This is a genomic window from Rhizobium sp. SRDI969, assembly GCF_025152725.1.
In the GTDB taxonomy this organism is placed as follows: domain Bacteria; phylum Pseudomonadota; class Alphaproteobacteria; order Rhizobiales; family Rhizobiaceae; genus Rhizobium; species Rhizobium leguminosarum_I.
Window position 1 is genome coordinate 203,572 of sequence record NZ_CP104038.1, and the last position, 23,158, is coordinate 226,729.

At 61.1% G+C, this 23,158-nt stretch carries 21 protein-coding genes; 12 read left to right on the top strand and 9 right to left on the bottom strand.

Annotated features, from left to right (window positions below; translation table 11 throughout):
- Nucleotides 1-60 precede the first annotated feature (60 nt).
- Together N2A41_RS30635 and N2A41_RS30640 are read left to right on the top strand one after the other, a co-directional pair.
- A complete protein-coding gene (locus N2A41_RS30635) occupies nt 61-876 on the top strand; it encodes an endonuclease/exonuclease/phosphatase family protein (protein ID WP_260111994.1) in 816 nt (271 codons plus the stop codon).
- 210 nt (nt 877-1,086) lie between these two features.
- Nucleotides 1,087-1,977 (top strand): LysR substrate-binding domain-containing protein, encoded by an 891-nt coding sequence (locus N2A41_RS30640; protein ID WP_260111995.1) that lies wholly within the window; start codon nt 1,087-1,089, stop codon nt 1,975-1,977.
- A gap of 453 nt (nt 1,978-2,430) precedes the next feature.
- Here the strand turns inward: N2A41_RS30640 and N2A41_RS30645 are convergent, their stop codons facing one another.
- Nucleotides 2,431-2,574, bottom strand: coding sequence for a hypothetical protein (locus tag N2A41_RS30645; RefSeq protein ID WP_222314014.1), 144 nt, complete (start codon nt 2,572-2,574; stop codon nt 2,431-2,433).
- A gap of 254 nt (nt 2,575-2,828) precedes the next feature.
- Between N2A41_RS30645 and N2A41_RS30650 the strand changes: the two genes are divergently transcribed.
- The 8 genes from N2A41_RS30650 (at nt 2,829) to pepT (ending at nt 12,649) form a co-directional block, all read left to right on the top strand.
- Nucleotides 2,829-4,652, top strand: coding sequence for a HAMP domain-containing methyl-accepting chemotaxis protein (locus tag N2A41_RS30650; protein ID WP_260111996.1), 1,824 nt, complete (start codon nt 2,829-2,831; stop codon nt 4,650-4,652).
- A gap of 387 nt (nt 4,653-5,039) precedes the next feature.
- On the top strand, nt 5,040-5,762 hold the full coding sequence (locus N2A41_RS30655; protein ID WP_260111997.1) for a FadR/GntR family transcriptional regulator: 723 nt from the start codon (nt 5,040-5,042) through the stop codon (nt 5,760-5,762).
- Complete coding sequence (locus tag N2A41_RS30660; RefSeq protein WP_260111998.1) at nt 5,759-6,931, top strand: PLP-dependent transferase; 1,173 nt, start codon at nt 5,759-5,761, stop codon at nt 6,929-6,931. The genes N2A41_RS30655 and N2A41_RS30660 overlap by 4 nt, the downstream gene beginning before the upstream one ends.
- 35 nt (nt 6,932-6,966) lie before the next feature.
- On the top strand, nt 6,967-8,226 hold the full coding sequence (locus N2A41_RS30665) for an ABC transporter substrate-binding protein (RefSeq protein WP_222295270.1): 1,260 nt from the start codon (nt 6,967-6,969) through the stop codon (nt 8,224-8,226).
- Nucleotides 8,227-8,433: 207 nt separating this feature from the next.
- Entirely contained in the window at nt 8,434-9,369 is a 936-nt protein-coding gene (locus N2A41_RS30670; protein ID WP_024319982.1) for a carbohydrate ABC transporter permease, read from the top strand.
- A 4-nt stretch (nt 9,370-9,373) separates the two neighbouring features.
- Nucleotides 9,374-10,204, top strand: a complete 831-nt coding sequence (locus N2A41_RS30675) for a carbohydrate ABC transporter permease (RefSeq protein ID WP_162115282.1) — start codon at nt 9,374-9,376, stop codon at nt 10,202-10,204.
- A 5-nt stretch (nt 10,205-10,209) separates the two neighbouring features.
- Nucleotides 10,210-11,268, top strand: a complete 1,059-nt coding sequence (locus N2A41_RS30680; RefSeq protein WP_260111826.1) for an ABC transporter ATP-binding protein — start codon at nt 10,210-10,212, stop codon at nt 11,266-11,268.
- Between the two features lie 148 nt (nt 11,269-11,416).
- Complete coding sequence (gene pepT / locus N2A41_RS30685; protein WP_260111827.1) at nt 11,417-12,649, top strand: peptidase T; 1,233 nt, start codon at nt 11,417-11,419, stop codon at nt 12,647-12,649.
- A gap of 138 nt (nt 12,650-12,787) precedes the next feature.
- On the opposite strand, the gene N2A41_RS30690 is transcribed toward pepT, so the two are convergent.
- The 5 genes from N2A41_RS30690 to N2A41_RS30710 form a co-directional block, all read right to left on the bottom strand.
- Nucleotides 12,788-13,624: a cell wall hydrolase gene (locus N2A41_RS30690; RefSeq protein ID WP_162115286.1), complete on the bottom strand. Its 837-nt coding sequence runs from the start codon at nt 13,622-13,624 to the stop codon at nt 12,788-12,790.
- A gap of 257 nt (nt 13,625-13,881) precedes the next feature.
- Nucleotides 13,882-14,922: a sulfate/molybdate ABC transporter ATP-binding protein gene (locus N2A41_RS30695; RefSeq protein WP_170258371.1), complete on the bottom strand. Its 1,041-nt coding sequence runs from the start codon at nt 14,920-14,922 to the stop codon at nt 13,882-13,884.
- A 10-nt stretch (nt 14,923-14,932) separates the two neighbouring features.
- Nucleotides 14,933-15,805, bottom strand: a complete 873-nt coding sequence (gene cysW, locus N2A41_RS30700) for a sulfate ABC transporter permease subunit CysW (protein WP_017968349.1) — start codon at nt 15,803-15,805, stop codon at nt 14,933-14,935.
- Nucleotides 15,795-16,652, bottom strand: coding sequence for a sulfate ABC transporter permease subunit CysT (gene cysT / locus N2A41_RS30705; RefSeq protein ID WP_162115288.1), 858 nt, complete (start codon nt 16,650-16,652; stop codon nt 15,795-15,797). Before cysT ends, cysW begins: the two co-directional genes overlap by 11 nt.
- Before the next feature lie 8 nt (nt 16,653-16,660).
- Nucleotides 16,661-17,686, bottom strand: a complete 1,026-nt coding sequence (locus N2A41_RS30710) for a sulfate ABC transporter substrate-binding protein (protein ID WP_017968351.1) — start codon at nt 17,684-17,686, stop codon at nt 16,661-16,663.
- A gap of 117 nt (nt 17,687-17,803) precedes the next feature.
- Here N2A41_RS30710 and N2A41_RS30715 point away from each other — a divergent pair, with 117 nt between their 5' ends.
- Nucleotides 17,804-18,037, top strand: coding sequence for a hypothetical protein (locus tag N2A41_RS30715; RefSeq protein ID WP_170258370.1), 234 nt, complete (start codon nt 17,804-17,806; stop codon nt 18,035-18,037).
- A gap of 12 nt (nt 18,038-18,049) precedes the next feature.
- On the top strand, nt 18,050-19,066 hold the full coding sequence (locus tag N2A41_RS30720; RefSeq protein WP_017968352.1) for a porin: 1,017 nt from the start codon (nt 18,050-18,052) through the stop codon (nt 19,064-19,066).
- A 113-nt stretch (nt 19,067-19,179) separates the two neighbouring features.
- Here the strand turns inward: N2A41_RS30720 and N2A41_RS30725 are convergent, their stop codons facing one another.
- The 3 genes from N2A41_RS30725 to N2A41_RS30735 are packed head-to-tail and all read right to left on the bottom strand — an operon-like array spanning nt 19,180 to nt 23,089.
- Nucleotides 19,180-19,635 carry a PTS sugar transporter subunit IIA gene (locus N2A41_RS30725; protein ID WP_222280264.1) on the bottom strand — a complete coding sequence of 152 codons (456 nt, stop codon included), beginning with the start codon at nt 19,633-19,635 and terminating at the stop codon, nt 19,180-19,182.
- A gap of 56 nt (nt 19,636-19,691) precedes the next feature.
- Nucleotides 19,692-20,384: a response regulator transcription factor gene (locus tag N2A41_RS30730; protein ID WP_162115290.1), complete on the bottom strand. Its 693-nt coding sequence runs from the start codon at nt 20,382-20,384 to the stop codon at nt 19,692-19,694.
- Nucleotides 20,381-23,089, bottom strand: a complete 2,709-nt coding sequence (locus N2A41_RS30735; protein ID WP_260111828.1) for a sensor histidine kinase — start codon at nt 23,087-23,089, stop codon at nt 20,381-20,383. The genes N2A41_RS30730 and N2A41_RS30735 overlap by 4 nt, the downstream gene beginning before the upstream one ends.
- Between the last annotated feature and the right edge of the window lie 69 nt (nt 23,090-23,158).

Genomic DNA, 23,158 nt, shown 5'->3' on the forward strand with positions numbered 1-23,158 from the left:
CTTGCCTGCCTATACTGCTGAGACAAGCATTTTCGATCAACGGGACGAGTGCGCCTGCCGATGCACGCCAGAAAAGACAGCCTTCCCGCCAGCATTCTCGCCTCGATCAGGAGCAGGAAAAAGCGGCTCGACCCAGCCTATACCGAGGCAAGGCCGCGCAGTTCGGGAACGCTGATCGCCTCCTACAACGTACACAAGTGCATCGGCACCGACCGCCGCTTCGATCCGGAGCGCACCAGCCGGGTGATCCATGAAATCGGCGCCGACGTGATCGCGCTGCAGGAGGCCGATACGCGCTTTGGCGAACGCACGGGCATTCTCGATCTCGGCCGGCTGGAACGGGAGACGGGACTGATCCCGGTGCCGATTGCCGGCATGGCGAAGGCGCATGGCTGGCACGGTAATGTCGTGCTCTTCAAGAAGGGGCTGGTGCATGACGTGCATCAGGTCAAGCTGCCGGGGCTGGAGCCGCGCGGGGCGCTGGTTGCCGAAATCGAACTCGAGCAGGGCGGGGTGCTGCGCATCATCGCCGCGCATTTCGGATTGCTGCGCCATAGCAGAGCCCAGCAGGCCCGCACGTTGGTCGAACTGATCAACGACAGGCACGAGATGCCGACCATCCTGCTCGGCGACCTCAACGAATGGCGGCTCGGCGACCGGTCTTCGCTCAACACCTTCCAATCCGCCTTCGGCGAGCTGCCGGCCGCCGTACCGAGTTTCCCTGCCGGCCTGCCGCTTCTGGCCCTCGACCGGATCATCGCCAACCGCAAGGGGATTATTTCGGAGGTGGAAGCGCATGATACGCCACTGGCGCGCATCGCCTCCGACCACCTGCCGATCAAGGCACTTGTCGATCTGGAGCCGGTGCCGGTCTGATGTCATGGCGACAGTGGGTGCTGTCGCCATTCTCACTTCGCCCGGCGCTTTCACTCAGGCATGGCTGAAACGTCACCAGTCGGATGACGTTCAATATGATCTCGAATATCCGCCTGCGCATTGAAATCTCTCCTTCGCGATCATATGCCGCCTCTTGCCTGGCGCCTTTAAACGAGCTTATCGTCGCCCTCGAATGACTTGAGGTTATGGATGAAGCGTGGACGCCTGCCATTGACGGCTTTGCGGAGTTTCGAGGTCGCCGGCCGCCTCGAAAGCTTCACGCTGGCGGCGCAGGAGCTGTTCATCTCGCAGGCAGCGGTCAGCCGGCAGATCCGCGAGCTTGAGACGTCGCTGGGCGAAGCGCTCTTCGAGCGCCGCCATCGCAGGGTCCATCTCACCGCTTCCGGGGCCAGGCTGCTGGCGATCCTGACGTTATCCTTCGACCGGATCGATGAATGCTTGGAGGAGATTCGTGGCCGGTCGACGGCTGCCGCGATCACGATCAGCGCGGAACCTTCCTTCGCGGCATGCTGGCTCGTTCCCCGCCTGCCGGAGTTTCGCGAGCGGCATCCCGAGATCGAGGTGACGATCGACTCCGATCCTCACCTCGTCGAATTCCGCAGTGGCCAGGCCGACATCGCCATCCGCCATAGCGCGGTCGCCACCGCCTGGCCGAGAACCGAGAGCAGGCATCTCGCCGATGTCAGAATGACAGCGGTCGCAGCGCCTGCCTTTCTCAAGATGGGGCCGGCGATCAAACGGCCGGAGGACATTCTGCGCCACACGCTGCTGCATGAGGAAAACCGGGACGTGTGGTCGCGCTGGTTCGAAGCTGCTGGCATCGCCATGCCGGAGACGGCGCGGGGGCCGATCTATGCCGATGGTGGCCTGGTGATGCAGGCTGTCCTGCGCGGGCAGGGCGTAGCGCTGATGGACGAGATCTTCGCCGAGGAGGAGATCAAAGCAGGCCGGCTGCTTCGCCTCTTCGATCTTGCCATTCCTCACGGCGGCTACTGGCTCGTTGCGCGCAGTTTCGAACGGCTCAGCCCATTTGCCTCGCTCTTCGTGCGCTGGATCGGGTCCCGGATTGGGGGGGTCTGAACTGGGGGCGAGGGCGATCTATTGTCTGTGCCGCACGACCTCGGTCGGCACCGTGATGAAGGCCCCCAAACCCTGCGGCACGTGACTGTGACCGGGACACTCGAGACACAGGCCCGGAATGGCGGAACACCAGTCCAGCCGGGTGACGAGCCCGCCACTTTCGAGAAAGGGCCGGACCGTGCGATCCGAGGCATAGGCGATGCCGAGCCCTTTGCCACTCCGCGTGCTTCAAAACGAACACGATCTACGCTTCCAAAACCTCGGGGCTTCATGGAGTGGAAAATTCCAGTTCAAAATGGCCTAAGGTAAGGTGGGCACGTCACCTTCTTTTCGAAAAGGCCTCTGGCCTTCTTGAACGCTTCTCTCGCACCATCCTTGATCGCGTCCGCGTCGTCCTCGTTGGCGTTGTCGTTATACGCGTCATGGACGCAGGCGAGCATACGCGACAGAAGATCAAAGGTCGGCATGCCGTGCCATCCCGATCTCCGCACCGAGCCCGATGATCCGAAGTTTGTTGGCCCTTTGGGAAAGCCTGAGTGCTTTGTCCTTGAAGGTTTCGGGTGCCACCGCCAGTAGCCCAGAGGCGATGATGGCCATGTTCCGGTGACTGGCTCGAGGAATACTCAACTCGGGTCAATCGGCTGCGCATAATCGGTCCAGCTTTGCTGGCCGAATGGCCTTCGGCAGATTGCTAGACACGCGCATTAATACCGCCTTTTGGCGAGTGCCAAAGTCAAGCACACTAACTGCGGGTTTGACGTTTAATTAAACAGAAATCCCTAAAATTCATACAATACTTACCAAGAGCCAAGTTTGTGACCTGGCCTGACATCGTTCCAAGGAGTGAATACATGCGCAGGCCTACCGTCCGAACCTCCCTGATCGTCATCAATCTGACGTTTGCGTCCATTTTTCTCGGCTTCGCAATGTTCTCGCTGAGTAGCGTGCGAGCGGTAAATGAGGACACTACTGCCATTGCCAGGAATTGGCTGCCAAGCGTTTCCGTCGTCAGGAACATTCAACTCCAACTTCAGAAGATGAAGTTCGCATATGCCAATCACATCATGTCCCTCAGTGACGAAGCGATCGCGGCGGCTGAAAAGCAGGTTACCGCACAGAGGGAAGAACTGGCAAAAGCGATCGAAGCCTATAACGCGTTGATATCATCGCCTCACGAGAAAGAATTACTGGGACAGATCGCAAAAGGCGCAACCGACTACGCGAATGCAGCCGAGCCGATGCTCGAGAAATCTCGTAAGAACGACAACGATGCGGCGAAGGTCATTTTCTACAATGATATGGAGCCCATTATCCAAGAAGCCGACAAGGACGCTGGCGAGCTGCTTTACATCAACGTGAAGGGTTCGGATGCCTCATACGAGAGCAGCGAGCTAACCTATAGTGCGATCCTCTGGAGCACCTGGGGCCTTATTGCCTTAGTCTTGGCGATTGTCGCTGGCGCGATTGTCTACGTTGCCGCGCAGATCGCCCGTCCAATCAATGCGATTACGGGTTCGATGACCGGGCTTGCTGCAGGCAACACGGCGGCAATCATTCCTTATGCCAGCCGAACCGACGAAATCGGCTCGATGGCTGGGGCGGTCGAAGTTTTCAGGCAGACGGCATTGGCCAAGATCAAAGCCGATCAGGAAATTGAGGTAAGTCGCGCCCTTTCAGAAGGTGAACGCCAGAGACGTGAGGAGATTGACCGTGCGCGAGCGGCGGCGATGGCTCAGGCGACGAACGGATTGGCCGGAAACTTGAAGAAGCTGGCTGACGGCGATCTCACAATCCAGATCAGCGAGCCATTCGATGCTGATTTTGAGGCGCTAAGGAGCGACTTCAACAGTGCAGTGGCCCAGCTCTGTCGCACGCTGACCAAAGTGGCCGGCTCGACAGTGGGTATCGACAGCGGATCGAACGAGATCGCCAACAGTGCGAACGACCTCGCAAGACGCACCGAGCAGCAGGCGGCGGCTTTGGAACAAACGGCGGCCGCGCTGGACGAAATCACAGCAAACGTCGCCTCATCTTCCAAACGCGCCGAGGAAGCCCGGAAGGTTGCCGCTGAGGCCAACGCCAGCGCAATGACGTCCGGCCAGATTGTCACACAAGCAGTCGAAGCAATGAGCCGCATCGAGCAATCTTCCAACGAGATATCGACCATTATCGGTGTCATTGACGAAATCGCCTTTCAGACGAATCTCCTCGCGTTGAACGCAGGTGTTGAAGCTGCACGCGCGGGCGAAGCTGGCAAGGGCTTCGCGGTCGTTGCCCAGGAGGTACGCGAGCTGGCGCAGCGCTCGGCAAAGGCGGCAAAGGAAATCAAATCGCTCATTCAAACATCGAGTGGGGAGGTGGCAACAGGTGTCGAGCTGGTCTCGAAAACCGGCAGTGCCTTGAAGCAGATCGGTGAGCTCGTGGTAGCAATGAATCAACACGTCGAAGCGATCGCAGTATCGTCGCGCGAGCAGTCGACAGGTCTCGCTGAGATAAACACGGCAGTTAACAGCCTCGATCAGACGACCCAACAGAATGCTGCGATGGTCGAGGAGGCGAGTGCCGCCTCCACGTCGCTGGCGAACGAGACCGTTACGCTACGCGAGCTGATTGGACAATTCAAAGTGGGTGACGGAACGGGACACCAAGCCTATGCTTTCCGCAAGACTGCATAATTCACCTGTTATCGATCGGACTAAAAGTTCACGCGATGATTACGTCGCCGTGAACGCACCGTTGCGTCCGCCAAATCTCGGATTCGGACGCCGATTCTCGGTCAGCGGGCGTACAAATTGGCAATTGACAGGATGGTAGCGCTCTCCGCGTGATGTCCAGCTAAGCCGCTTTTTGGCCCGGCGCCCAACCCGCACATTGGCACGAATGCACTATGACACCCGCAACCTCCCAATAAGAACGGAGAACGGGCTTGCCACCATGCATGTTGGCTGAACCAACGCGAGTTCGTTCCCAACAAACACCCTTGACGCCTTCCCCTCTTTGAGAAATGCTAAGATGTCAGACCAATTTCAAGGCCTGACTGCCTGATAAGAAAATGGGGAACCATGAAGGCAAATCGTAGCGACAGGCCGGTCATCCGGCCGCTTCCGGTCATGGACCGCGCGCGTCAGGTGACCGATGCGCTGGCGGATTATGTCGAGGAAGCCAGGTTGAAGGCGGGCGATCGGCTGCCGGCCGAGCGCGAGTTGATGGCAGCCCTTGCCGTCGGCCGCTCGACCATTCGCGAAGCGATCCGCCACTTCCAGGCGCTCGGCGTCATCGAGACGCGCAAGGGCAGCGGCACTTATCTGCTGAAGCCGGTTTCCAGGGCGACGATCCACATGCCGCTGTCGTTTGATGCGGTGCATCTGCGCGACGCGCTGCTGCAGACGCTGGAGGTTCGCCGCGGCATCGAATGCGAGGCAGGCATGGTCGCGGCGCGGCGGCGCACGAACACGGATCTCGGCGTCATCGAGGAAAAGCTCAATGCGATGGAGCGGGTGCACTTGGAGAAAGGCACTTCCGGACCGGAGGACCTCGCCTTCCATCTCGCCGTCTACGACGCCACCCACAATCAGCTGTTTCGCCAGCTTCTCGAGCAGATGCGCGAGACCTTCGAGCGCTTCTGGGAACATCCGTTCGACCGGCAGGATTTCGCCCGCCGATCCTTTCCCTTTCACCGCACCCTTTTCAACGCGATCGCTGCCGGGGATCCCGAGGCGGCGCGCGCCGAAACACTGAAAATTCTCGATATCGTCGAGGAAGACATCAAGGAAATGTCCAAATGAGCAACGGCGCAGAACCGTTCGATCTTGCTTCCCTCATCACCGCGCACGACGAGAGCAACGTCGCTGACGCCGTCGTGCCGCCGATTTTCCAGACCTCGCTTTTCACCTTTTCCGATTACGAGGACATGATCGCCTCCTATCGCGGCGAGAAGGTGCGGCCGATCTATACGCGCGGCCTGAACCCGACGGTACGCGCCTTCGAGGAAATGCTCGCCAAGCTCGAAGGTGCCGAGGATGCGCTGGGTTTTGCCAGCGGCATGGCGGCAATCTCGTCCTCGGTGCTGAGCTTTGTCGAGCCGGGCGATCGCATCGTCGCCGTCAATCATGTCTATCCCGACGCCTTCCGCCTGTTCGGCACCATCCTGAAACGGATGAAGATCGAGGTGACCTATGTCGACGGGCGCGACGAGGAAGCGGTCGCCAGGGCGCTGCCCGGCGCCAAGCTTCTGTACCTGGAAAGCCCGACGAGCTGGGTGATGGAGGCCCATGACGTCGGTGCGCTCGCAGCCCTCGCCAAGCGGCACGGTGTTGTCTCGATGATCGACAACAGCTGGGCAAGCCCGTTCTTCCAGCGGCCGCTGACGCTCGGCGTCGATCTCGTCATCCATTCGGCCTCGAAATATCTCGGCGGCCACAGCGATGTGGTGGCGGGCGTCATCGCCGGCTCGAAGGCGATGATCGCACGCATCAAGGCGGAGGCCTATCCCTATCTCGGCGGCAAGCTTTCGCCGTTCGACGCCTGGCTGCTGATCCGCGGCCTGCGCACGCTGCCGCTGCGCATGAAAGCCCACGAGACATCGGCGCTTGAAATCGCCAGGCGCCTGCAGAAGCTCGACGTGGTGGAGACGGTCTGCCATCCGGGGCTCGCCAACCGCCTGCCCGCCGGCCTCATCGGCACCTCGGGCCTGTTTTCCTTCATCTTCCGCGAAGACGTCGATATCCGCACCTTCGCCGATCACCTCAAGCTCTTCAAACTGGGCGTAAGCTGGGGTGGACATGAAAGCCTGATCGTACCGGGCGAGGTGGTGCTTCAGCAGAAGGCACAGCCGAATTCCGCACATGCCTTCGGCATCCATGCGCGATCCGTACGTCTCCATGTCGGCCTCGAAGGAACCGAGGCTCTGTGGAGAGACATCGAGGAGGCGCTCGCCGCCGCCTCACAATCCTGAAACCCGAGAGAAACCTAATAAGGGGGAACTGAGCCATGAAAAAACTAATAGTCTCGACGCTCTTTGCTTCGATGATGGCGGGTACGGCCTTTGCCGATACGACGCTCAAGCTTGTCGAAGTCATCACCAGCCCGGAGCGCACCGAAACGCTGAAATCGATCGTCGGCAAATTCGAAGCCGCCAATCCCGGCACCAAGGTCGACATCATCTCGCTGCCCTGGAACGAAGCCTTCCAGAAGTTCGCGACCATGGTGTCGGCCGGCGACGTGCCCGATGTGATGGAAATGCCCGATACCTGGCTGTCGCTCTATGCCAATAACGGTATGCTCGAGAGCCTGGAGCCCTACCTCGAAAAGTGGGAACATACCAAGGAGCTGACGCCGCGCGCGCTCGAACTCGGCCGCGACATCAAGAACACAGCCTATATGCTGCCCTACGGCTTCTATCTGAGGGCGATGTTCTACAACAAGAAACTGCTTGCCGAAGCCGGCGTCGCCGCGCCGCCGAAGACGATGGAGGAATTCACCGCCGCTTCGGAGAAAGTTTCCAAACTGTCCGGCAAATACGGCTACTGCATGCGCGGCGGACCAGGCGGCCTCAACGGCTGGATGATCTTTGCCGCCTCGATGGCCGGCTCGAACAAGTACTTCAACGACGACGGCACCTCGACGATGAACAGCCCCGGCTGGGCCAAGGGCATCGAATGGATGGTCGATCTCTACAAGAAGGGCTATGCGCCGAAGGATAGCGTCAACTGGGGCTTCAACGAAGTCGTCGCCGGCTTCTACTCCGGCACCTGCGCTTTCCTCGACCAGGATCCGGATGCGCTGATCGCCATCGCCGAACGCATGAATAAGGATGATTTCGGCGTGATGCCGTTGCCGAAGGGTCCTGACGGAAAGTCCTTCCCGACGATCGGCTATGGCGGTTGGTCGATGTTCACGACCAGCGGCAACAAGGATCTCTCCTGGAAGCTGATCGCCACCCTCGAAGGGCCGGAAGGCAATATCGAGTGGAACAAGCGCATCGGCGCCCTCCCGGCCTATACGGCGGCCGAGAAGGATCCCTTCTATGCCGGTGACCAGTTCAAGGGCTGGTTCGAGGAACTGGCGGACCCGAACACGGTACCAACCGTGATGCCGACGTACCTCGAGGAATTCGCCTTCTTCAAGGATTCGCTGGCGATCAAGACCTCGCAGCAGGCATTGCTCGGCGATATCTCGGCAAAGGATCTGGCCGACCAGTGGGCTGACTACCTCACCAAGGCGCAGCAGAAGTTCCTTGCCAAGAAATAGCGGATAGCGGGCTTTGAGCCAAAAGCCCCCTCATCCGACCCTACGGGCCACCTTCTCCCCGAGGGAGGAGGGAACGGAAACGTTGCGGCATATTCCCTTCTCCCCAGCGGGGAGAAGGTGCCGGCAGGCGGATGAGGGGGCTCCGGTCTCTCCATTCAAAAGCACCACAAATTCCCAACCGGGTAAGACAATGGAAATTGCAGACCGATGACCATTTCCGCCGATACGCTCGACATGCGTCGCGACCGCAGGCCATGGCTGCGTCGGGTTGCCGATGCTTCGGAGCCCTATCTCTACAGCGCGCCGTCGCTGATCCTGATCATTGCGGTGATGCTGGTGCCGCTGACGGTCGGCATTTCCTATGCGTTCCGCGATATCCAGCTGCTCAATCCGTTTTCCGGCGGCTTCATCGGGCTCGATCATTTCCGCGAGCTTGCCGGCGATGCCGCCTTCTATGGCGCGCTGCGGAATACGCTCTGGTGGACCGGCGCTTCCGTCGTCCTGCAGTTCGTCTTCGGGCTGATCCTGGCGCTGCTGCTCGACAAGCCCTTTAAGGGCAGGGCGATCGCCCAGGCGCTGGTGTTCCTGCCCTGGGCCGTGCCGTCCTTTCTCGCCGGCCTCAACTGGGCCTGGCTGTTCAATCCCGTCATCGGGCCGATCCCGCACTGGCTCTTCGCCCTCGGGCTGATGCATGAGCCGGGCAACATCCTCTCCGATCCCAATTATGCGATGTGGGGGCCGATCGTCGCCAATGTCTGGTGGGGCATTCCGTTCTTCGCCATCACCCTGCTTGCGGCGCTGCAGGCGATCCCGCGCGATCTCTATGAGGCGGCATCGATCGACGGCGCCGGCTGGTTCCAGCGCTTCCGCTCGATCACCCTGCCGTTTCTGGCGCCGACGATCGCCATCACGGTGCTGCTGCGCACCGTATGGATTTCCAATTTCGCCGATCTCATCGTCGTCATGACCAGTGGCGGGCCGGCCGACCGGACGCAGATCGTCGCCAGCTACATCTTCACGACGGCCTTCAGGCGGCTCGATTTCGGCTATGCCTCGGCGATCGCGCTGGTGCTGCTCGTGCTGCTGCTTGCCTATTCGATGCTGATCATCCTGCTCCGGCAGACGCTGCTGAACAAGGATTGAGATCATGAGACGATCCGTCATTCCCACCATCGCACACCGTCTGGCGATCCTCTGCTACATCGCCTTCGCACTTTTTCCGCTGTTCTGGCTGCTCAAGGTCTCGGTGACGCCGAATGACCTGCTCTATAGCGAGGGCGTGCGCATGTGGCCATCGCGCATGACATGGGATCACTATGCCTTCGTGCTGCGCCACAGCGCCTTTCCGACCTTCTTCAAGAACAGCCTGATCGTCTCGGCCTCGACGGCGGTCACCGTGACCATCTGCGCCTCGCTCTCGGGATATGCGCTGTCGCGCTTCAATTTCCGGGCAAAATACTGGATCGTCGCCCTGATGCTGCTGACCCAGATGTTCCCGCTGGTCATGCTGGTGGCGCCGATCTTCAAGATCCTGTCGCCGCTGCACCTGACCAACAGCCTGACCGGGCTCGTCGTCGTCTACACCGCCTTCAACGTGCCTTTCGCCACCTTCCTGATGCAGTCCTTCTTCGACGGCATCCCGAGGGATCTCGAAGAGGCGGCGAAGATCGACGGGGCGACGCAGTTCACGGCGTTTCGCCAGATCATCCTGCCGCTGACGCTGCCGGGGATCGCCGCCACCCTCGGTTTCGTCTTCACCGCCGCCTGGAGCGAACTGCTCTTCGCGCTGATGCTGATCAACGGCAATGATGCGGCGACCTTCCCGGTCGGCCTTCTCACCTTCGTTTCGAAATTCTCGGTGGATTTCGGGCAGATGATGGCGGCGGGCGTCATGGCGCTCATTCCGGCCGGCCTCTTCTTCCTGCTTATCCAGCGCTATCTCGTCCAGGGGCTGACGGCCGGCGCGGTCAAGGGTTAAACAAAATGGCATCGATCGATATCCGGAATATTCACAAAGCCTATGGCCATGTGCGGGTGCTGCACGGCGTCGACCTCGAAATCCGGGACGGCGAGTTCGTCGTGCTCGTCGGCCCGTCCGGCTGTGGCAAGTCCACGCTGCTGCGGATGATCGCCGGGCTGGAGGAGGTCACATCAGGCGAGATCAGCATCGCCGGCAATAGGGTCAACGAGCTGCATCCCAAGGATCGCGACATCGCCATGGTGTTCCAGTCCTACGCGCTTTACCCGCATATGAACGTCGCCGGCAATATGAGCTACAGCCTCAGGCTCCGGAAGGTGGCGAAGGAGAAGATTGCAGGCGCGGTGGCCGCAGCCGCTGCCAAGCTCGGCCTCGACCCTTTGCTCGAACGAAGGCCGAAGGCGCTTTCCGGCGGCCAGCGCCAGCGCGTCGCCATGGGCCGCGCCATCGTGCGCCAGCCGAAGGCCTTTCTGTTCGACGAACCGCTGTCGAACCTCGATGCGCGCCTGCGCGAACAGATGCGCGCCGAAATCAAGAAACTGCATGGCGACCTGAAGGCGACCTCAATCTACGTGACCCACGACCAGATCGAGGCAATGACGCTGGCGGACCGGATCGTCGCCATGCATGGCGGGGTGGTCCAGCAGGTCGGCAGTCCCCTGGAACTCTACGACCGCCCCGCCAATCTCTTTGTCGCCGGCTTCATCGGCTCGCCGGGGATGAATTTCCTCGAGGCCACCTATGATGCCGGCGGCGTGAAGTTGAAGGACGGCACGATCGTGCCGCTTGCAAAGCCGCTGCCGCTTGTCGACGGCGCAAAGGTGACGCTCGGCATCCGGCCGGAGCATGTGCTGGTGAGCGACGGCGGGGCAGGGCTCGCCACCGATGTGGAACTCGTCGAGCCCACAGGCTTCGGCATCATCCTGCACCTTGCCCTGCATGGTCTGCCGTTCAAGATCTTCACGCTGAACCGCGAAGCGCTGAAGGCAGGTCCGAAAATCAATGTGGCCTTCCCGGCCCAGTATCTGCATGTGTTCGACGCCGAGGGAAAACGCGTCGACTGAGAGGGTTGAGGTGGGTTGCTTGCTGCCGCGGTGGTGGCTGAGAGACGTATTGGATGGTGGAACCCTCACGCGCTGCGAGCGGAAAAATCTTTTGCCGCATCGCCCATGAGGGCTATATCGTCCGTGTGATCTTGCTGGACTGGATGCTATGACCGACACTGTTCTCGACCGCTTTCTCCGTTATGTCGTTATCGACACGCAATCCGATCCTGCCTCGTCGATGCAGCCGACCACGGGAAAGCAGAAGGATCTCGGACGGGTTCTGGTCGATGAACTGCTGAAGATCGGTCTCGCCGACGCGCATCTCGATGAACACGGCTATGTCTACGCGACCATTCCGGCCAACAGCGACAAGACGGTGCCGGTCATCTGTTTCTGCTCGCATATGGATACCGCACCCGATTTCAGCGGCACCGATGTCAAGCCGCAGATCGTCAGGAACTATGCCGGCGGTGATATCAAGCTTGCCAATGATACGAGCCGGGTGATCCGCGCCAGCGATCATCCCGAACTGAAGAACCAGATCGGCAACGATATCGTCACGACCGACGGCACGACATTGCTCGGTGCCGACGACAAGGCCGGACTGGCCGAAATCACGACCGCGGCTGAGATGCTCGTCGGCAGTCCCGATATCAGGCACGGGACGATCAAGATCCTATTCACGCCCGACGAGGAAGTCGGGCGCGGCGTCAACAAAGTCGACCTGAAGAAACTCGGTGCCGACTTCGCCTATACGATGGACGGCGAGACGGCCGGCCATATCGAGGATGAGACCTTCTCGGCCGATGGCGTCGAGATTAGTATATCAGGTGTTGCAATCCATCCCGGCTTTGCCAAGGACCGCATGGAAAACGCCATCAAGATCGCAGGCGCCATCATCGACCGGCTGCCGAGGCATCTTGCCCCCGAGACCACCGAAGGAAAGCAGGGCTTCATCCATCCGACAGGCGTGACCGGCTCGATGGAGAAGGCGTCGCTGAGCCTCATCATCCGTGACTTCACCGACAAGGGGCTGACGGAAAAGGAAACGATGCTCGAAGCCATCGTTGAGGAGGTGTTGGCTGGCTATCCCGGCTCGACCTATCGTTTTGAGGTGAAGGAGCAATATCGCAACATGAAGGTGGTGCTCGATCGTCACCCGGAGATCGTCGAGAACGCCATCGAGGCGGTGCGCCGGGCCGGCATGACGCCGGTGCGCGGCAGCATCCGCGGCGGCACGGATGGCTCTCGCCTTTCCTTCATGGGACTGCCGTGCCCGAACATCTTCGCCGGCGGCCATGCTTTCCACTCGCCGCTAGAATGGGTGAGCCGTCAGGACATGGAAAAGGCCGTCAAAACGATCGTGGAATTGGCGAGGGTCTGGGAAGAGCGCGCCTAAAGCATGTCGCGCAAAAGTGTGCAGCGGTTTTGAGATCGCGACATGCGGAAATCAAAGACCTGAAGTGCGGTCAGCGGATCTGAAAGATTGCGACGCGCTTTAGGCGCGCTTCCATCTAACTCATACCGGAAGGACGGTTTAACCACCGTTCGTCGGAAGGCTTTCACGCAGCATCACGCTGTCATAGGCGGGCCGGGGAATAGGGATCGCGATGGGCATTCCCGGCTCCGGCTCGACCGATGTTACCGGTGATGTTTCCGGCGAAGTCACCGGCGCCGTTATCCGCATCTGCCCCGTGCTCGCCGTCGCCATGGGGTCCGGAGCCGGCAGAGGAACGGGAACTGCCGAGGGTATCAATGCCTCGAATTGCGGCGGCAGCATGCTTTCGCCGGGCACATAGTTCATCGCCACCTCGTAGGAGGGCAGCGGCGGCGGCGTTTCAAGCATGCCGTTGGAATCGCGCTTCTCGTAGAAGGCGTTACCGCCGGCAACCGTCACATAGTGCATGTTGTCGTAAGGGAATTTCAGGCCATCGGTGTGGAAGAACATCGCATCCTTCACCGCAGGATGGCGTGCGCCCTTGATAAGAATCGCATCGGCCGCGCTCGCAAGCTCAGTTTCCGCCTGCGGTTTGACTTCGCGCGTCATCACGCCGGGCGCGAACTGCCTTTTCTGGGCCACGACGCCGCAGATCGATGTGGAATAGGCGCCAGAGGTGAGCCTGTTCATGACGACGGTCCCGACAGCCATGTAGCCGTCCTCGTCCGAATGCTGCGATTCGAAATACATCGCGCGTTGCAGGCACTCGCGGTCTTTGGCCGTATAATTGAACGTGACTTTCGCCGCTTGGCCCTGCTTCGTCTTGGTGTTCGCCGCCGTTGCCGCCGGTTTCGATGTCGTCGTGCAGCTTGCCGCTGCCAGTCCTACAAACAAAATCCCGATCAGGGATTTTCCAAAGGAAATCTCCGCCCTCAACGCCAGGTGCCTCCTACGGAATTAGTTCAGCCCTTCATGATTAAGCGAAAACGTTTTACTCGTCATATGACTGAAATACAAACAACCTTAGATAACAAAAACCTTAAGGGCCTCTCGCCAAATACGATTCCGGCGATGAGCCATTCCATGATTCCCGAGATCGGAATCGATCCAAGGATAAAATTATGCAGCAATTCAAAGTGTTACAGCGTCTTTTGCAGCTCCCGAAAAGACGCGCGGCGCTGCCCCAATCTCCATCAACTGCGGAACAGTTTCCAGCGGGTTGGCTTGAAAGCTACCCGGTTGCGGTCAAGCCTGTCGGCCTCGCTCGGCGGCAATTCGATCTCGATATGCGGGCGGTCGTTGCCGATATCCAATTCGATATGGCGGGTGCCTGCCACGCGGCGGCTGGAGACCGGCTGGCCGGCTATGCAGTTTTCGGCTGATTCGCAGAGCCTGACGTCATGCGGGCGGAAATAGAGTTGCGCGGGTCCCTCGGGCTCACCATCGGCATTAAGACCGAGCGAACGGCCTTCGAAGAGGATGTCACCGCCTGATATCTCGACCTGCAGGCAGTTCGATTGGCCGATGAAGCCGAAGACGAAGGGCGAGTTCGGATAATCGTAGACCTGATCGGGCGTGCCGACCTGCTCGATCGCCCCCTGGCTCATAACGACGACACGGTCGGCGAGTTCTAGGGCCTCGTCTTGGTCGTGCGTGACGAAAACGGTGGTGTGGCCGGTGCGGTCGTGGATCTCGCGCAGCCATTTGCGCAGGTCCTTGCGAACCTGGGCGTCGAGCGCCCCGAAGGGTTCGTCGAGCAGCAGCACGTTCGGCTCGACGGCCATAGCGCGGGCGAGGGCCACGCGCTGGCGCTGACCGCCGGAAAGCTGGGCGGGATAGCGTTTTTCAAGACCGGAAAGCTGGACAAGGTCGAGCAGTTCCAGCGCCCGCCGGCGGATGTCGGCCTTCGCAGGCCGCCGCGCACCCTTTCTGACTCTCAGGCCGAAGGTGACGTTATCGAGCACCGTCATGTAGCGGAAGAGGGCATAATGCTGGAAGACGAAGCCGATATTGCGCTGCTGCACTGATTTCTTCGAGGCATCCTCGTCGCCGAAGAAGATCAGCCCCTCCGTCGGGCTTTCCAGCCCGGCGATCAGGCGCAGCAATGTCGTCTTGCCGGAACCCGAAGGGCCGAGCAGTGCGATCAGCTCGCCGGAGCGGATGTCGAGCGAGACATCGTGCAGCGCCGGAAAACGATCGAATTCCTTGCGAATGTTTTGAACGCGTACTTCCATTCCAATTCCTTCAGTGCCGCCGGCTGGCGGCGATTTCGGCGCTATAGCGCATTTCCAGCAGCGTCTTCAAAACAAGAGTCAGGAGCGCGAGCAAGGCCAAAAGCGTGGCGACGGCAAAAGCGCCGGTGAAATTATACTCGTTATAGAGGATTTCCACCTGCAGCGGCATGGTATTGGTCTGGCCGCGGATGTGGCCTGATACCACTGAGACGGCGCCGAATTCACCCATGGCGCGGGCGTTGCAGAGAAGCACGCCGTAGAGCAGGCCCCATTTGATATTCGGCAAGGTCACGTGCCAGAAGGTCTGCCAGCCGCTGGCGCCGAGCGAAAGGGCCGCCTCCTCGTCGGCCGTTCCCTGTTCCTGCATCAGCGGAATCAGTTCGCGGGCGACGAAGGGGAAGGTTACGAACATGGTGGCGAGGATCAGCCCCGGCACCGCAAACAGGATCTTGATGTCGTGAGCGCTGAACCACTGGCCGAGCCAGGTATTGGCGCCGAACAGCAGAACGAAGACCAGGCCCGATATCACGGGTGAGACCGAGAAGGGCAGGTCGATCAGCGTCGTCAGGAAGGCTTTGCCTTTGAACTCGAATTTGGCGATTGCCCAGGCGGCGGTGACCCCGAAGGCGAGGTTGAGCGGCACGCTGATCCCCGCGACGATCAATGTGAGGCGGATTGCCGAAAATGTCTCCGCATCGCCGAGCGCCTCGAGGAAGGGGCCGGTGCCCTTGCGGAAGGCCTCTACGAAAACGGCCGCGAGGGGCAGCAGCAGGATCAGCAGCAGGAAGACGAGTGAAAGGACAATCAGGCTGTAGCGTGCGATCCGATGTTCAGTCGTCACCGAACGCAGCTTTGCCGGTCGAACGGTCGCATCAAGCGCCATAGCCATACCTCCGCCTGCTCCAGCTCTGGATGAGGTTGATGACCAGCAGCAGGGCGAACGAGAGGACCAGCATGATCGCCGCTATGCCGGTGGCTGCCGCGTAATTATACTCTTCGAGTTTGATGATGATCAGCAGCGGCGCAATCTCCGATTTGAACGGCAGGTTGCCGGCGATGAAGATGACCGAGCCGTATTCGCCGACGCCGCGGGCAAAGGCGAGCGCGAAGCCGGTGAGCACGGCCGGCGCCAGCCCCGGCAGCAGCACGCGGAAAATCGTCTGGAAGCGGTTGGCGCCGAGCGTTGCCGCAGCCTCCTCCACTTCCTTGTCGATCTCCTCCATGACGGGCTGCACGGTGCGCACCACGAAGGGCAGGCCGACGAAGATCAGCGCCACGACGATGCCGGCTGGCGTAAAGGCGATCTTGATGCCGAGCGGCGTCAGGAACTGACCGATCCAGCCGTTCGGCGCATAGAGTGTCGCCAGTGCGATGCCGGCAACGGCGGTCGGCAGCGCGAAGGGCAGGTCGACCATGGCATCGATGATGCGTTTGCCGGGGAAGCGGTAACGCACCAGCACCCAGGCGAGGATGATGCCGAAGACGGCGTTGACGATCGCGGCGATGAAGGCGCTGCCGAAGCTGATACGCAGTGCGTTCAACGTGCGGGGATCGACCGCGATCGACCAGAATTTCTCCCAGCCGAGCGCGCTCGACCGGACGGCAAGGCCCGAAAGCGGGATGAGGATCAGAAGGGTGAGCCAGGTCAAGGTAAGGCCGAGCGCCATTCCGAAACCCGGAATGACGCTCGGCCGTTTGAACCGCCACCGCGTGGGGCTATGTGCTTTCATGAAGTCTATTATTGGGCCGGCTTGTAGATTTGGTCAAATACGCCGCCGTCGCCAAAGAATTTCGGCTGTGCGCTCTTCCAGCCGCCGAAGTCGTCGATGGTCGCCAGCGTCAGCTTCGGGAAGCGGGCGATGTCAGCCGGATCGGCGGCTTCCGGCTTGAACGGCCGGTAGTAATGCTTGGCAGCGATCTTCTGGCCTTCGTCCGAATAGAGGTAGTTGAGATAGGCTTCGGCGACCTTGCGTGTTCCCTTCTTGTCGACATTGCCGTCGACGATGGCGACCGGCGGGTCGGCGCGGATGGAGAAGGTCGGTGTCACGATCTCGAACTGGTCGGGACCGAGTTCCTCGAGCGAAAGATAGGCTTCGTTTTCCCAGGCAAGCAGCACATCGCCGAGGCCGCGCTGGACGAAGGTGGTCGTGGCGCCGCGGGCGCCGGTGTCGAGAACCGGAACGTGCTGCAGCAGTTTCGCAACGTAATCCTGCGCCTTGGCTTCGTCGCCGCCGTTGGCCTGCTTGGCCCATGCCCAGGCGGCAAGGAAGTTCCAGCGCGCGCCGCCCGATGTCTTTGGGTTCGGGGTGATGACCTGCACGTCGTCCTTGACCAGATCGCCCCAATCCTTGATGCCCTTCGGGTTGCCCTTGCGGACGAGGAAGACGATCGTCGACGTATAAGGCGTCGAATTGTTGGGGAACTTGGTCTTCCAGTCGGCCGGGATCTTGCCGGTCGCCTTGGCGATGGCGTCGATATCGCCTTCGAGGGCAAGTGTCACGACATCGGCGTCGAGGCCGTCGATGACGGAGCGGGCCTGGGCGCCGGAGCCGCCATGCGATGCCTGGATCGTCACGGTTTCACCGCTGTCCTTTTGCCACTTGGCGGCAAAGGCGGCATTGAAATCCTTGTACAATTCGCGAGTCGGATCGTAGGAAACGTTAAGAAGCGTCTGATCCGCGAATGCCGGAGCGATGCCCCCGATTGCGAAGCTGCCTGCCATGACCGCCGCCGCGAGGAGCCGGGTGAACCGTTGTGTCTGCATGGGAACCCTCCTGTTTTGTGTCTTAACTCTATCAATTCAGTCGTATAATGAAACGAAGTTTCTTCCCGTTCCAGTCGGACTGTTAGAACGTCATTCCATTTAAGAGGCGGTTTTGAAATGGACGTGCCGAAGTTGGCCGCGGCCAATCGATCGTCGCCCGCCGTCGTGTCGCGGGAGCGTGTTTTTTTGGCCACAGTTCCTCCACGAAAGCGACATGATGGTGCTGATTTTTGCCAAGATTTTGCCGCGATGGCACTTGCGGATTCCTATATGGCCTCCGTTGCGGTCGTATTCGCCGACCGCAACGCGGGGGCAACCCTTGAAGTGCGCCTCGCATTCCAAACCTGTTAAGGGCCATTCAAAATGAATATCAGGACGATCCTTTTTGCCTCCGTTGCCGCCCTTGCCGCGGCCTCCGGAGCCCGTGCAGCCGACGCCATCGTGGCGGCGGAACCCGAGCCCGTGGAATATGTTCGCGTTTGCGACGCCTACGGTACCGGCTATTTTTATATTCCGGGGACGGAAACATGCCTTTCGATCGGCGGTTACATCCGTACTGAAGTGCGTTTCGGTGACCATATTTCCGGCGACTCCGACGTAGACTTCTGGACTCGCGGTCAGGTCACCTTCCAGGCCAAGAACGACACCGAGTACGGCACGCTCACCGGCGTCATCACGCTGCGTTACAATGTCGACAATGCCACCGACCAGGAAGCATTGCTCGATGAAGGCTATATCGACATTGCCGGTTTCCGCGTCGGTAAGCTGTACAGCTGGTGGGATGACGACATGAGCGGGGAGACCGATACGCTCGCCAGCAACGAGACGACCCACAACTCGATCCGTTATCAGTACGAGGCCGGCGCTTTCGCGGCCGGCATCTCGGTCGACGAACTGGAAGACGACTACGCCACCAAGCCGGGCGACGGCCCGAACAACTTTGGTGTCGCAGGCCAGGTCTCCTACAAGGCCGGCGCCATCAGCGCTTACCTGCTTGCCGGTTATGACACCGACACCAGCGAAGTCGCTGTCCGCGGCATCGTCTATGCCGATATCGGCCCGGGCACGCTCGGCATCGCCGGCGTATGGGCAAGCGGCGCCAACTACTACTACGAAGAGTCCGAATGGACGATCGCAGCTGAGTATGCCTTGAAGATCAACGACAAGTGGAAGGTCACTCCCGGCTTCCAGTACTTCGAAAACATCGCTCTCGAGGCTGACGGCAACGGCTTCACCGGCGGCAGCGCCTATACCACAGGTGTCACCATCGACTACCAGATCGTCGAAGACCTGCGTACGAAGCTCAGCGTGCAATATCACGATGAGGACGAAGGCGACGACGAAGTGTTCGGCTTCCTGCGCTTCCAGCGCGATTTCTAAGATAGTCTGATTGCAGATGAGCGGGCGCGACCTTCGGGCCGCGCCTTTTTATGATGCCGACAAGTGTGAGCGATCTTCGGACGACATCATGCTCTCGCTATTGAATTTGGACGTCACACCCGTGAATCGGCGATGAAATCGGAATAGAATTCGTCGACCGTTCTTGCCTTGCGCATGGCGGCAAGCACGCCGTCCGATTGCAGCCGCCTGGCGATGGCAGACAGCACGTTCAGATATTCGCCGCGATTGTTTTCTCCGAAGAGCAGCACGAAGGCGATGTCGGTCGGGATATCGTCGATCGCTTCGAAATTCAGTGGTTGGGCGAAGCGGATGAGAAGGCCGCGCGGGCTGGTCATGCCGTCGATCGCCGCATGTGGAATGGCGATACCGTTGCCGATGCCGGTGGAACCGAGCTTCTCACGCGCTTCGAGCGCCTTCAGGATGGTCTGGCCATCGACGGAGAATGCCTTGGCCGCCTTGTCCGCGATGGTCTGCAGCGCGCGCCATTTGGTCGGCGCCGACACGCCGATGAAGGTGTGTTCCGGCCGGATGATGTTCAGAAGGTTCATGTCATTCTCAATACTGTTCGGCTCAATACTGCTCGGGCAGCGGGAGGGAGGGGATGTCAATCCGGTTCCCTGAGCCGGTAGCCGACGCCGGTCTCGGTGGTGATATAGTGCGGCTGGTCCGGAAGCTGCTCGACCTTTTGCCGCAGCTGCCGGATATAGACGCGCAGATACTGCACATCCGCCGCCGGCCCCCATACCTGCTTTAAAAGAAACTGGTGTGTCAGCACCTTACCGGCGTGCTGGGCGAGCACGCGCAGGATGTCGTATTCCTTCGGCGACAGCTTTATTTCCTGGCCGTCGACCTTGACGATGCGCTTGACGAGATCGATCGACAGCCCGCCGGTCTGGAAGATTGCCTTTTCGCCCTGCTGCTGCAGGCGGTGGCGCAGCGCCACGCGGATGCGGGCGCCGAGCTCGTTGATGCCGAAGGGCTTGGTGACGTAATCGTCGGCGCCGCTTTCCAGCGCCTTGACGATACCGGCCTCGTCAGTGCGGCTGGAGAGAATGACGACCGGCATGGAAAGCCCTTCGTCGCGCCACGCCTGCAGCAAGTCGTGGCCTGATGTATCGGGCAGGCCGAGGTCGAGCACGATGAGGTCGGGCATGTCGGCGGCGACCGACTGACGGGCGGCGCTGGCGTTCGGCGCCTCCTGCACCTCGTAGCCTTGCGCGGTCAGGCCGACGCGGAGCAGCTTGCGGATCGGAGGCTCGTCGTCGACGACGAGGATTTTGACGGCTGAACCGGTCATTTGAGTTCATCCAGTTTTGGAATGTCGGTGGGTTTCGGCAGGCGGATGGTGAAGACAGCGCCCGGACGGCCCGTGCGGTTGCCGGCGGTGATCGTGCCCCCCATCGCTTCGATGAAGCCGCGACAGATGGAAAGGCCAAGCCCGGTGCCGGCGCGCACCTGATCGCCCTTGCGCACGCGGTAGAAGGTGTCGAAGACGCGGGTAAGATCCGCCGGCGGAATGCCTGGGCCTTCGTCCGAAATCTGCACGACGACGTTGTCGGCATCGGCCCAGCCGCCGATATGGATCACCGATCCCTCGGGCGCGTATTTCGCGGCATTGTCGAGCAGGTTGAAGATCACCTGCTCGAACAGGACAGGATCGACGCGCACCATCGGCAGCTCGGCAGGAATGCTCATCTCGGTCTTATGGCCGTCGAGGATCTTTGCCGCGCGGCGCAGCGCGCTGCCGACGATATCGCCGGCATAATGCAGCGCATGGTTCGGCTCCATCGCGCCGGATTCGATCTTGGTCATGTCGAGCAGGTTGGCGATGAAGCGGTTGAGGCGTTCGGATTCGTCGACGACGGTCGACAGCAGGTCGCTGCGGTCCTCCTCCGGCATCGAGGCGAAATAGTCGCGCAGCGTGCCGGCGGCGCCGAGGATGGCGGCCAGCGGTGTCTTCAGGTCGTGCGAGATCGACGTCAGCAGGGCCGAGCGCAGCCGGTCCGCTTCGGCCGCAAGCCGTGCCCGGTCGACATCGGCAACAAGCTGGATGCGTTCGATGGCAAGGGCCGCCTGATCGGCCAGCGCATCCAGCAGCCGCTGTTGCTCCGGCGTCAGCAGCGGCCCGTCGCGGCGGTCGCTGTCGAGGCCGATGACGCCGACGGCGGTGCGCCCGGTTCGGAGCGGCACATAGAGGCGCTTGGCGCCGGGCAGGGTGTCGGCGCCGCGGCCGGCGGCATGATTGTGCTCCCAGGCCCAGCGGGCCGCGGCGATATCGGCATCGTCGAGCGTGTCATCGGGGGGATAACCGGCCTTGACGGCGATACCGCCCTCTTCCGGCAGCAGCAGCACGACGCGGACCTTCAGCATCGAGGCGAGCTGGAAGGCCGTCGCCCAGAGCACGTCGTCGAGCGTGCCGGTGCCGGCGAGTTTTTTAGAGAAGAGATAGAGGTCCTCGGTCGTGCGCGCCCGCTGGCGGGCGGCGGCCGCCTGGCGCTGCACGGTCGCGGTCAGGTTGCTGGCGATGATGGCGACGCCCAGGAAGAAGAAGAGCGCAAGTACGCTTTCCGGATCGCTTATCGTCAACGTGTAGCGCGGCGGCAGGAAGAAGAAATTGAAGGAAAGCGCGCTGAGGATGCAGCTGTAAAGGGCCGGCCGCAGGCCGTGGAGGACGGCGGAGGTCAGCACCGCCATCAGGAAGACGAGGGCGAGGTTGCGCACGTCGAGCACCTGGTCGAGCACGATGCTGACGCCGAGCGCGATGGCGACATAGCTGGTCGCCAGCAGGTAAGCTCTGAAATCCAGTGGCGGCGGGGTGGCGGCCGCCCTGACGCCGCGCGCGGTGGTGCCGTCCTTCTCATTGCCTGAAATGACATGGACGCTGATCTCGCCGGTCTTGCGGATCAGCTCGTCGGTGATCGAGCGGCTCCACCAGTCGCGCCATGTCGGCTTCTTCGGGGCGCCGATGACGATATGGGTGACGTTATTGGCGGTGGCGTGGCGGACGAGCTCTTCGGCTACCTCGCGGCCGGGAATGGTGATCGCTTCGCCGCCGAGCTGCTCGGCAAGGCGCAGCGTGGCGGCGACGATATCGCGCTCGGCTTCCGTCAGATTGATCGAGCGGTTGGTCTCGATATAGACGGCCGCCCAGGGTGCGCGCAGCCGCGAGGCCATGCGGGCGGCATAACGCACCAGCGAGGCGGAGCGCGGATGGTGGTCGACCGAGACGAGAACGCGTTCGCCCGCCGCCCAGGGGCCCGATATGGCATGGGCCTGCATATGCGTGAGCAGCTGGTCGTCGACGCGCTGGGCAGTCTTGCGGAGCGCAAGCTCTCGCAGTGCCGTCAGGTTGCCGGGGGTGAAATAATTGCTCAGCGCACGTTCGGCGGTGCGCGGCATGTAGACCTTGCCGTCATGCAGACGCTTGATCAGATCATCCGGCGTCAGGTCGATGATCTCGACGTCGTCGGCAAGGTCGATAATCGAGTCCGGCACCGTCTCGCGCACGCGGATGCGGGTGATCTGCGAGACGACGTCGTTCAGGCTTTCGACATGCTGGATATTCAGCGTCGTATAAACGTCGATGCCGCGATCGAGCAATTCCTTGACATCGAGATAGCGCTTCGGATGGCGGCTGCCCTCGGCATTGGTGTGGGCGAGTTCGTCGACCAGCACAAGATCCGGCCGGCGGGCGAGGATGCCGTCGAGGTCCATTTCCTCGAGCGGCCGGCCCTTGTAGCTGATTTCAACGCGGGGGATGATCTCGAAGCCGGCGACGAGCGCCTCGGTCTCCTTCCGGCCATGAGTTTCGACAACGCCGATGACGACATCGAGACCGTCGGCCATCTTGGCGCGGCCGGAGACGAGCATCTCGTAGGTCTTGCCGACACCGGGGGCGGCACCGAGGAAGATCTTCAGACGGCCGCGCGACTCCGCCCGGGCTTTTTCAAGAAGCGCATCGGGCGAGGGCCTGCCGGCCTGGTCGCGATTGTCGTCTGGCATGCGTGTGGTCTTTCTGCAGATGGCTGCCGAGGAGGGGCGCTATGTCTTCCTATCCTTCGTCCCTGCGAC

Excerpts from the sequence above, each read along its gene's own strand:
- N2A41_RS30650 (WP_260111996.1), top strand. The coding sequence starts at position 2,829 with ATGCGCAGGCCTACCGTCCGAACCTCCCTGATCGTCATCAATCTGACG.
- pepT (WP_260111827.1), top strand. The coding sequence starts at position 11,417 with ATGACCGACACTGTTCTCGACCGCTTTCTCCGTTATGTCGTTATCGAC.
- N2A41_RS30715 (WP_170258370.1), top strand. The coding sequence starts at position 17,804 with ATGGACGTGCCGAAGTTGGCCGCGGCCAATCGATCGTCGCCCGCCGTC.
- cysT (WP_162115288.1), bottom strand. The coding sequence starts at position 16,652 with ATGAAAGCACATAGCCCCACGCGGTGGCGGTTCAAACGGCCGAGCGTC.
- N2A41_RS30735 (WP_260111828.1), bottom strand. The coding sequence starts at position 23,089 with ATGCCAGACGACAATCGCGACCAGGCCGGCAGGCCCTCGCCCGATGCG.
- N2A41_RS30670 (WP_024319982.1), top strand. The coding sequence starts at position 8,434 with ATGACCATTTCCGCCGATACGCTCGACATGCGTCGCGACCGCAGGCCA.
- cysW (WP_017968349.1), bottom strand. The coding sequence starts at position 15,805 with ATGGCGCTTGATGCGACCGTTCGACCGGCAAAGCTGCGTTCGGTGACG.
- N2A41_RS30660 (WP_260111998.1), top strand. The coding sequence starts at position 5,759 with ATGAGCAACGGCGCAGAACCGTTCGATCTTGCTTCCCTCATCACCGCG.
- N2A41_RS30720 (WP_017968352.1), top strand. The coding sequence starts at position 18,050 with ATGAATATCAGGACGATCCTTTTTGCCTCCGTTGCCGCCCTTGCCGCG.
- N2A41_RS30655 (WP_260111997.1), top strand. The coding sequence starts at position 5,040 with ATGAAGGCAAATCGTAGCGACAGGCCGGTCATCCGGCCGCTTCCGGTC.
- N2A41_RS30725 (WP_222280264.1), bottom strand. The coding sequence starts at position 19,635 with ATGAACCTTCTGAACATCATCCGGCCGGAACACACCTTCATCGGCGTG.
- N2A41_RS30645 (WP_222314014.1), bottom strand. The coding sequence starts at position 2,574 with ATGGCCATCATCGCCTCTGGGCTACTGGCGGTGGCACCCGAAACCTTC.
- N2A41_RS30730 (WP_162115290.1), bottom strand. The coding sequence starts at position 20,384 with ATGACCGGTTCAGCCGTCAAAATCCTCGTCGTCGACGACGAGCCTCCG.
- N2A41_RS30695 (WP_170258371.1), bottom strand. The coding sequence starts at position 14,922 with ATGGAAGTACGCGTTCAAAACATTCGCAAGGAATTCGATCGTTTTCCG.
- N2A41_RS30665 (WP_222295270.1), top strand. The coding sequence starts at position 6,967 with ATGAAAAAACTAATAGTCTCGACGCTCTTTGCTTCGATGATGGCGGGT.
- N2A41_RS30680 (WP_260111826.1), top strand. The coding sequence starts at position 10,210 with ATGGCATCGATCGATATCCGGAATATTCACAAAGCCTATGGCCATGTG.
- N2A41_RS30675 (WP_162115282.1), top strand. The coding sequence starts at position 9,374 with ATGAGACGATCCGTCATTCCCACCATCGCACACCGTCTGGCGATCCTC.
- N2A41_RS30710 (WP_017968351.1), bottom strand. The coding sequence starts at position 17,686 with ATGCAGACACAACGGTTCACCCGGCTCCTCGCGGCGGCGGTCATGGCA.
- N2A41_RS30640 (WP_260111995.1), top strand. The coding sequence starts at position 1,087 with ATGAAGCGTGGACGCCTGCCATTGACGGCTTTGCGGAGTTTCGAGGTC.
- N2A41_RS30635 (WP_260111994.1), top strand. The coding sequence starts at position 61 with ATGCACGCCAGAAAAGACAGCCTTCCCGCCAGCATTCTCGCCTCGATC.